Source organism: Azospira sp. MPR-E4 (assembly GCF_058809645.1).
In genome coordinates, this window is record NZ_JBXAST010000005.1 from 94,857 (window position 1) to 101,432 (window position 6,576).

The window sequence follows — 6,576 nt, forward strand, 5'->3', positions numbered from 1 at the left end:
GGAAGTACCGGCACCCCGGCTGCGCCCGGAAAATGGGAGGCGGCGGTGAATTCCCCGGCGGCCCTGGTCCTCGTTGCCGAGGACGAACCGGAAATTGCCGACATCCTGCGGGCCTATCTGGCGCGGGAGGGGCTGCGCAGCGCCCACGCCGCCAACGGCCGGGAGGCCCTGGAACTGCACCTCTCCCTGCGGCCCGACCTGCTCCTGCTGGACGTGCGCATGCCCCTCCTGGATGGCTGGCAGGTGCTGGCCGAGGTGCGCCGCCGCGGCAGCACGCCCATCATCATGATCACCGCCCACGACCAGGATGTGGACAAGCTTTCGGCCCTGCGCATGGGCGCCGACGATTACGTGGTCAAGCCCTTCAATCCGGCCGAGGTAGCAGCCCGGGCCCGGGCCGTGCTGCGCCGCACCCTGGGCGGCGGGGAGGGGAATGGGGGAGCCGGCGTCCTGCGCACCGGTCCCTTGGAAATCGACCTGGACGCCTTCCGCGTCAGCGTCCGTGGTGATCAGGGTGAGCAACTCCTGGCCCTGACCCTGACCGAGTTCCGCCTGCTCGCCCATCTGGCCCGCATGCCGCGCCGGGTCTTTTCCCGCAGCGAGCTGCTGCACGCCTGCCTGCCGGAGAGCGACGCCCTGGAACGGACCGTGGACAGCCACCTGAGCAAGCTGCGGCGCAAGCTGGAGGAGGCCGGGGTCGGCGGCCTGCCGGTGAGCGTGCGCGGCGTCGGCTACTGCCTGGAAGGGAATGCCTGATGTTTCCCGGCGGCCTCAGCCGGCAGCTGGTCATCTCCATGTCGGCGGTGGCCCTGGGGGTGACCCTGTTCATCCACGTCAGCTTCTACATTTTCTACGCCGTGGCCATGGAGGTGAATCCGGCCATGGTCTCCTCCACTCCCGATGCCTGGCCCCCCACCGGGCCCGAATGGGGCTGGATGATCGGGGTCACTCTGGTGGGGCTGCTGGGGGCTGTGTATACCGCCTCCCGCCTGGCCCGGCGCATCCTGCAGCCCCTCAATTCGGTGGCCGACAGCGTGCGTCGCCTGGCCCACGGCGACCTGGATGCCCGGGCCGAGGCCGGTGCCAACGCCCTGGGCGAAACCGCCGTTCTGGTGCGGGACTTCAATGCCATGGCCGAGCGCCTGCAGCGCATGAGCAGCGAGTTTTCCACCTGGAACGCGGCCATCGCCCACGAGCTGCGCACGCCGGTGACCATCCTGCGCGGGCGTCTGCAGGGGCTGGCGGAGGGCGTCTTCGAACCGGACCCGGTGCAGTTCCACAGCCTGCTGACCCAGGTGGAAGGCCTGTCGCGGCTGATCGAGGACCTGCGGGTGCTGAGCCTGGCCGACAGCGGCCACCTCAACCTGCACCTGGAGCGCAGCGACCTGGCGGCGGAAATCCTGCGCATCGCCAGCCTGCTGGAGCCGGAACTGGTGGCCGCCGGCTTCCGCCTGCGCCTGCGGCTGGAGGCGGCGCCGGTGTTGTGCGACGTCACCCGCATCCGGCAGATCGTCATGGCTTTGCTCGACAATGTGCGGCGCTATGCCCAGCCCGGTGAGATCACCATTTCCTGCCACCTGGGGGAGGGCGCTTTCGTCTTCCAGATCGAGGACGACGGACCCGGGGTGCCGGAAGAACTGCTGCCCCATCTGTTCGACGCCTTCCAGCGCGGCGACGATTCCCGTAGCCGCGCCAGCGGCGGCAGCGGCCTGGGCCTGGCGGTGGTGCGGGCGGTGGTGGAAGCCCACGGCGGCCGCATCCGCTGCCTGCGGGGCAGCCGGGGCGGCGCCCTGTTCGAGGTGGTGCTGCCCCAGGCTTAGGCCCGGGGCGGGGGCCTCATTCGTGGCGCAGGGCCTCGATGGGGTCCAGGCCGGCGGCGCGGCGTGCCGGGACGTAGCCGAAGATGACGCCGATGGCGGCGGAGAAGCCGAAGGCCAGCAGGTTGATGCCCGGATTGAAGAGGAAGGGCATGCCCATCAGGGCCGAGAGGCCGAGGCAGGCGAGCAGGGCCAGAATGATGCCGACCAGGCCGCCGAAGGCGGAGAGGGCCACGGCCTCGATGAGGAACTGCAGCAGCACCTCGTTCTCCAGGGCGCCGATGGCCAGGCGGATGCCGATCTCCCGGGTGCGTTCGGTGACCGACACCAGCATGATGTTCATGATGCCGATGCCGCCCACCAGCAGGCTCACCGCGGCCACGGCGCCGAGCAGGGTGGTCATGGTGCCGATGGTGCCGGAGAGGGCTTCGGCGATCTGCTTGGTGTCCATCAGGTTGAAGTTGTCGTCGTCGTTCTCCGCCAGCTTGCGCCGTTCCCGCATCAGCTGCCGGATCTGTTCCATGACCCGGGGGGAGCTGGCGCCGTCCTTGAGGGACAGCATCAGGGTGGAGACGTCCTGGGTCTTGCCGGTGAGGCGGCGCTGGGCCGTCACCAGGGGCATCAGCACCACGTCGTCCTGGTCCATGCCCATGGCGCCCTGGCCCTTGCTGGCCAGGATGCCGACGATCTCGCAGGAGAAATTCTTCACCCGCACCGCGTTGCCGAGGGGGCTCTGGCCGGCGAAGAGCTTCTGCTTGACCGTGTTGCCGATGACGCACACCGCCTTGCCGGCGCGCATTTCCTCGTCGCTGAACTGGCGGCCGGCGGCCAGCTTCCAGTTGCCGGCGACGAAGTAGGCGTTGGTGCTGCCGGTGACGCTGGAAGACCAGTTCTCGGCGCCGGCCACCAGGGTCACGGTGCTGCTCACCACTGGCGCCACGGCCTTGAGGGAGGGCACCTGGACGAGCAGGGCCTCCACGTCGGCGGCGCGGAAGTTGGGGGCGCCGGCGCTGTCCCGCCCGGGGCCGAGGCGCTGGCCGGGGCGGAGGATGAGCAGGTTGCTGCCGAGGCTGGAAATCTGCTCGGCCACCATGCGGGTGGCGCCGTTGCCCAGGGTCACCATGGTGATGACGGCGGCGACGCCGATGACGATGCCCAGCACCGTCAGGAAGGAGCGCATCAGGTTGCGGCGGATCTCCCGCAGGGCCAGGAGGATGGCGTTCAGGAACATGGGGCGGGCTCCGCGGTGCGTTCGTCGCTGGCCACCCGGCCGTCCACGAAATGGACGATGCGGCTGGCGTAGGCGGCCATGTCGGGCTCGTGGGTGACCATGGCGATGGTGATGCCCTGTTCCCGGTTCAGCTTCACCAGCAGTTCCATGATTTCGTGGCTGCGCTGGCTGTCCAGGTTGCCGGTGGGCTCGTCGGCGAGGAGCACCAGGGGATTGGTGACGATGGCCCGGGCGATGGCCACCCGCTGCTGCTGGCCGCCGGAAAGCTCGGCCGGGGTGTGGTGCTCCCAGCCGTTGAGGCCGACCCGGGCCAGGGCTTCCCGGGAGGCCCGGTGCCGCGCTTCCGGCGTCTCGCCGCGGTAGAGCAGGGGCAGTTCCACGTTCTCCTGGGCCGAGGTGCGGGCCAGCAGGTTGAAGCCCTGGAAGACGAAGCCCAGGTAGTGGCGGCGCAGCAGGGCCCGCTGGTTGCGGGAGAGGTCCTGCACCGGCACGCCCTGGAACAGGTAGTCGCCGCTGCTGGGGCTGTCCAGGCAGCCGAGGATGTTCATCACCGTGGATTTGCCCGAGCCGCTGGGGCCCATGACGGCGACGAAGTCCCCTTCGGCAATTTCCAGGTCGACGCCGCGCAGGGCCTGGAACTCGGCCTGGCCCTGGCCGTAGGTCTTGGTGATGCGGCGGAACTGGATCAGGGGCGGCGCCGCGTCGTTGCCGGAACTCACGGGCGCATCTCCTGGTATTCGGTGATGACGGCCATGCCCGGCTGCAGGTCGCCGCCCAGGATCTCCGTATAGCGGCCATTGCTGACCCCCGGGGTGACGGCCACGGCCACCGGCTGGCCCTCCTGCAGCACCCACACCTGGGTGGCGGCGGCGCCGTTGTCCTTGCGCTTCTTCTCCGGCTCCCGGGGCGGCCCGGGCATGAGGCGGGAGAGGAAGCTGCGCTGGTCGCCGCCGGCCGCCTGGGGCGGGGTGAAGCGCAGGGCGGCGTTGGGCACCAGCAGGGCTTTGTCCCGGCTGGCGGTGATGATCTCGGCGGTGGCGGTCATGCCCGGGCGCAGGGCCAGGTCGTTGTTGGCCACCTTGAGCACGGTCTTGTAGGTGACCACGTTGTCGGTGGTGGTGGAACCGATGCCGACCCGCTGGATCTGGGCCGGGAACTTGCGTCCGCTCCAGGCGGAGACGGTGAAGCTGGCCTGCTGCCCCACCTGCACGCTGCCCACATCGGCCTCGTCCACCTTCACCTGCAGTTCCATCTGGGTCAGGTCCTCGGCCAGGGAAAAGAGCACCGGGGTGGTCATGGCGGCGACCACGGTCTGGCCCGGTTCCACCTTGCGCGTCAGCACCACCCCGTCCACCGGGGAACGGATGGTGGCCTTGGCGATATTGGTCTCGTCCGACTTCAGGGTGGCCCGGGCCTGGGTCACCGTCGCCCGGGCGCTGGCCTCGTTGGCCTGGGCCCGCAGCAGGGTCGCTTCCGCCGTTTCCAGTTCGGTCTTGGCCGGCACCTTGCCGCCGGACAGCTCCGCCACCTGGCGCATGCGCGAGAGGCTGGCCCGGGCCTCGGCCACGGTGGCCACGGCCTGGGCCACGCTGGCTTCGGCGGCGGCCACGGCGGCCTGGGACTTGACCACCTGGTCCTTGAGCTTGGAGATGTCCAGCTGGGCCAGCAGCTGGCCCTTTTTCACCTGCTCGTTCTCCTGCACCAGCACCGACTCCAGGGTGCCGGAAAGTTCGCTGCCCACGTCCACCGACTTGGTCGGCGCCAGGGTGCCGCTGGCGGAGACGGTGACCACCAGGGGGCCGCTGTCCACGGTTTCCGTGAGGAACTGGCCCTGGCTCTTCTTGCCGCCGGAAAGAAGCAGGGCGAGGGCCAGCACGGCGATGGCGCCCCCCGCCAGGAAGCGCTTGGGATAACGCTGCCAGAGGGGCTGGGCGCCGCTGCCGGCGGCCTTCTTGAGGAGGTCCTGGAGGGCGCCGTTGTGGTTGTCCTGGGGCGAGGTCATGGGGCGGTCTTTTCCTGTGTCGAAAGGGGTGTGGCAGCGGAGGCAGCGATGGCGTCCGCCGGGGCCTCGGGGGTGCTCCAGCCGCCGCCGAGGGCCTTGTAGAGCTGGATCACGGCGCTGAGCACGGCCAGGCGCGCCGTGGCCAGGCTGTCTTCGGCGCTGAGGCGGGTGCGTTCGGTGTCCAGCACCTTCTGGAAGTCCGTCAGGCCGGCCTGGTACATCTGCCGCGCCAGCTGGGCCGCGTTGCGGGCCGCTTCGGCGGCGCGGCGGCGGGTGGCCTCCTGCTCCCGGCCGGCGGCGTAGGCGGCCAGGGCGTTTTCCGTATCTTCCAGGGCCGTCAGGATTTTCTGCTCGTAGGCGATCAGGGCCTGTTCCTGGGCGGCGTCCTGCACCGCGATGCGGCTCTTCAGGCGGCCGCCGTCGAACAGGGTGGCGGCCAGGGTGCCCGCCAGGGAGCGGGCCACGGTGCCGCTGCCGCCCAGGGCGCCGGAGGTGAGGGCCTGCCAGCCGAAACTGCCGCTGAGGGTGAAGCTGGGATAGCGTTCCGCCACCCGGGCATGGACCCGGGCCGTTTCCGCCGCCAGGGTGCGCTCGGCGGCGCGCACGTCGGGGCGGCGGCGCAGGGCGTCGGCGGGAATGCCGACGGCAATCTCCCGGGGCGCCGCCGGCAGGGGGCGGGCGCTGCCGAGCCGCTCCTGCAGGCTGCCCGGGGTCTGGCCCAGGAGCACGGCCAGGCGGTTCTGGGAGGCGGCGACGTTGCTCACCAGGGCGGGAATGGTGGCCCTGGTCTGTTCCAGGCTGGTGCGGGCCTGTTCCACGTCCAGTTCGGTGGCCAGGCCGGCCTGCTGCCGCCACTGGGTGATCTCCAGGGTTTCGGCCTGGCTGCTGGCGTTGTCCCGGGCGATCTGCAGGCGCTCCTGGTAGGTGCGCAGCTCCACGTAGTTGCGCGCCACCTCGCCCACCAGGGTGACCCGGGAGTATTCCAGGGTGGCGGCCTGGGCGGCCACGTCCGCATCGGCGGCACTGACGTCCTGGCGCACCACGCCGAAGATGTCCGGCTCCCAGCTGGCGTCGAAGCCCGCGTCGTAGATGGTGGTGCGCCGGCTGCTGCCGCCGCTGACGGCGGGGCTGGCCTTGCTGCCGGTGGCGCCGGTGGAGGCGCTGAGGCCCGGGTAGTAGTCGGCGGCGGCCAGGTCCCGGCTGGCCCGGGCGCTGCGCAGCTTGGCCTGGGCGCTGCGCAGGTCCGGCGAGGCGGAGAGGCCCTGGGCGATCAGCTGGTCGAGCAGCGGGTCGTTGAAGCGGGTCCACCACTGGGCCAGAACGGCGGCCTCATCGGCCTCGGTGGTGGCCTCAGCGGTTGTCTCGGCCCGTGCCGGGGCCGGGCCCTGCCATTGCTCCGGCACGCTTACCTGCAGGCGGCGCTGCTCCAGGTCCGGTGCCGGGGTGAACAGGGTGCAGCCCCCCAGGCTGCCGGCCAGGGCCAGCAGGAGCAGGGTGCGGCCGGCGGGGCGGCGGAGGAAGGGGGG

General features: G+C 71.0%; 6 protein-coding genes. 2 read left to right on the forward strand and 4 right to left on the reverse strand.

Annotated features, from left to right (window positions below):
* Positions 1–45: 45 nt before the first annotated feature.
* Together AC1RTA_RS03085 and AC1RTA_RS03090 are read left to right on the forward strand one after the other, a co-directional pair.
* Positions 46–756, forward strand: coding sequence for a response regulator (locus AC1RTA_RS03085; RefSeq protein WP_492783924.1), 711 nt, complete (start codon positions 46–48; stop codon positions 754–756).
* Complete coding sequence (locus AC1RTA_RS03090; RefSeq protein WP_287873782.1) at positions 756–1,820, forward strand: ATP-binding protein; 1,065 nt, start codon at positions 756–758, stop codon at positions 1,818–1,820. The genes AC1RTA_RS03085 and AC1RTA_RS03090 overlap by 1 nt, the downstream gene beginning before the upstream one ends.
* Before the next feature lie 16 nt (positions 1,821–1,836).
* Here AC1RTA_RS03090 and AC1RTA_RS03095 read toward each other — a convergent pair whose 3' ends face one another.
* From AC1RTA_RS03095 to AC1RTA_RS03110, 4 genes are all read right to left on the reverse strand, one after another.
* Positions 1,837–3,048, reverse strand: coding sequence for an ABC transporter permease (locus AC1RTA_RS03095; protein WP_152088887.1), 1,212 nt, complete (start codon positions 3,046–3,048; stop codon positions 1,837–1,839).
* Positions 3,039–3,767 carry an ABC transporter ATP-binding protein gene (locus AC1RTA_RS03100; protein WP_492783925.1) on the reverse strand — a complete coding sequence of 243 codons (729 nt, stop codon included), beginning with the start codon at positions 3,765–3,767 and terminating at the stop codon, positions 3,039–3,041. The genes AC1RTA_RS03095 and AC1RTA_RS03100 overlap by 10 nt, the downstream gene beginning before the upstream one ends.
* Positions 3,764–5,050: an efflux RND transporter periplasmic adaptor subunit gene (locus AC1RTA_RS03105; RefSeq protein ID WP_492783926.1), complete on the reverse strand. Its 1,287-nt coding sequence runs from the start codon at positions 5,048–5,050 to the stop codon at positions 3,764–3,766. Before AC1RTA_RS03105 ends, AC1RTA_RS03100 begins: the two co-directional genes overlap by 4 nt.
* A partial coding sequence (locus AC1RTA_RS03110) for an efflux transporter outer membrane subunit (RefSeq protein WP_492783927.1) occupies positions 5,047–6,576 on the reverse strand: 1,530 nt, incomplete at its 5' end. The genes AC1RTA_RS03110 and AC1RTA_RS03105, both read right to left, overlap by 4 nt.